Origin of the sequence: Pinisolibacter aquiterrae, assembly GCF_019160155.1 — a bacterium.
Lineage (GTDB): Bacteria > Pseudomonadota > Alphaproteobacteria > Rhizobiales > Ancalomicrobiaceae > Pinisolibacter > Pinisolibacter aquiterrae.
Window position 1 is genome coordinate 1 of record NZ_JAFNIH010000048.1, and the last position, 1,649, is coordinate 1,649.

Consider the following 1,649-nt stretch of genomic DNA (forward strand, 5'->3'; position numbering starts at 1 on the left):
TGCCCCCATGAAAATCCTCGTGCCCGTGAAGCGGGTGGTCGACTACAACGTGAAGATCCGGGTGAAGCCGGATGGCTCGGGGGTCGACCTCGCCAACGTGAAGATGTCGATGAACCCGTTCGACGAGATCGCGGTGGAAGAAGCGATCCGTCTGAAGGAGAAGGGCATCGCGACCGAGATCGTGGTGGTGTCGGTCGGACCGAGCCAGGCCGCCGAGACGCTCAGGACCGGCCTCGCCATGGGCGCCGACCGCGGCATCCTGGTCAAGGCCGACGGGCTCGTCGAGCCGCTGGCGGTCGCCAAGATCCTCAAGGGCATCGTCGCGGAGGAGGCCCCGGGCCTCGTCATCCTCGGCAAGCAGGCGATCGACGACGACACCAACGCCACCGGCCAGATGCTCGCCGCGCTGACCGGCCTCGCCCAGGGCACCTTCGCCTCCAAGGTCGAGGTCGCCGGTGACACCGTCGCGGTGACCCGCGAGGTCGACGGCGGTCTCCAGACCGTGTCGCTCAAGATGCCGGCGATCGTGACGACCGATCTGCGCCTCAACGAGCCGCGCTACGCGTCGCTGCCGAACATCATGAAGGCGAAGAAGAAGCCGATCGCCGAGAAGACCCCGGCCGACTACGGCGTCGACGTCACCCCGCGCCTGACGGTGGTGGAGACGCGTGAGCCGTCGGCCCGCAAGGCCGGCGTGAAGGTGGGTTCGGTCGCCGAACTCGTCGCCAAGCTCGCCGACGAAGCCGGCGTGATCTGAGGAGCCCGAGACCCATGACCGTTCTTCTGATCGCCGAACACGACGGCGCCGTCCTCAAGGACGCCACCGCCAAGGCGCTGACCGCCGCTCTCGCCATCGGTGGCGACGTGCACGTCCTGGTCGCCGGCTCAGGCATCGCCTCGATCGCGGCCGACGCGGCGCAGCTCTCCGGCATCGCCAAGGTTCTGACGGCCGACGCCGCGCCGCTCGCCCATCAGCTCGCCGAGCCGATGGCGGCGGTGATCGTCGGCCTCGCCGGCGGCTACGACGCGATCGTCGCGGCCGCGACGACCACCGCCAAGAACGTGCTGCCGCGGGTCGCGGCGCTGCTCGACGTCAGCCAGATCTCGGAGATCACCAAGGTGGTCGCCGCCGACACGTTCGAGCGTCCGATCTACGCCGGCAACGCCATCCAGGTGGTGAAGTCGTCGGACGCCAAGAAGGTGATCACCGTGCGCACGGCGTCGTTCGCGGCGACGGGCAAGGGCGGTTCGGCGCCGGTCGAGGCGGCTCCGGTCGCGGCCGATCCGGCGATCTCGTCCTTCGTCGGCGAGGAACTGTCGAAGTCGGACCGTCCGGAGCTGACGAGCGCGAAGATCATCGTGTCGGGCGGTCGTGCGATCGCCAATCGCGAGAACTTCGCGACCTATATCGAGCCGGTGGCGGACAAGCTCGGGGCGGCGATCGGCGCCTCTCGCGCGGCGGTCGACGCGGGCTACGCGCCGAACGACTGGCAGGTCGGCCAGACCGGCAAGGTGGTGGCGCCCGAGCTCTACATCGCCTGCGGCATTTCCGGGGCGATCCAGCATCTGGCGGGCATGAAGGACTCGAAGGTGATCGTGGCGATCAACAAGGACGAGGAGGCGCCGATCTTCCAGGTCGCCGACTACGG

Annotated in this window: 2 protein-coding genes; both read left to right on the forward strand. The window is 68.9% G+C overall.

Annotation, left to right across the window (positions count from 1 at the left end):
• The first annotated feature begins 7 nt into the window (after positions 1–7).
• On the forward strand, positions 8–757 hold the full coding sequence (locus tag J3S89_RS19815; protein ID WP_217930268.1) for an electron transfer flavoprotein subunit beta/FixA family protein: 750 nt from the start codon (positions 8–10) through the stop codon (positions 755–757).
• Between the two features lie 14 nt (positions 758–771).
• Positions 772–1,649: electron transfer flavoprotein subunit alpha/FixB family protein (locus J3S89_RS19820; protein ID WP_217930267.1), on the forward strand; the 878-nt coding region annotated here is incomplete at its 3' end.